Genomic DNA, 277 nt, shown 5'->3' with positions numbered 1-277 from the left:
TCTACTTCAACTTATTTTGGGGTCTTAGCTCAGCTGGGAGAGCGCCTGCTTTGCACGCAGGAGGTCAGGGGTTCGATCCCCCTAGACTCCACCATTTAAAAAATAAAATGTATATTGACAAGATATAATTACTTTGTTAGTATATAAAAGTCGCACAAACGACTATTGCTCTTTGAAAACTAAACAAACAAGAACGTCAACAAACAATAATAATTGGTTTCTATTATGAAACTAAGCCAACGTAACTTTTATGAGCTAATCAACTTTCATGGAGAGT

General features: G+C 36.5%; 1 tRNA gene. It reads left to right on the top strand.

The features are described from left to right. Positions 1-18 precede the first annotated feature (18 nt). Positions 19-94: transfer RNA gene (locus AAHB15_RS30125), tRNA-Ala, on the top strand. Positions 95-277 lie beyond the last annotated feature (183 nt).

It is taken from the genome of Bacillus sp. OTU2372, assembly GCF_038440275.1.
GTDB classification, from domain to species: domain Bacteria; phylum Bacillota; class Bacilli; order Bacillales; family Cytobacillaceae; genus Neobacillus; species Neobacillus bataviensis_B.
Note: the sequence above shows the minus strand (reverse complement) of the source record. Positions and strands in the feature narration are given on the sequence as shown.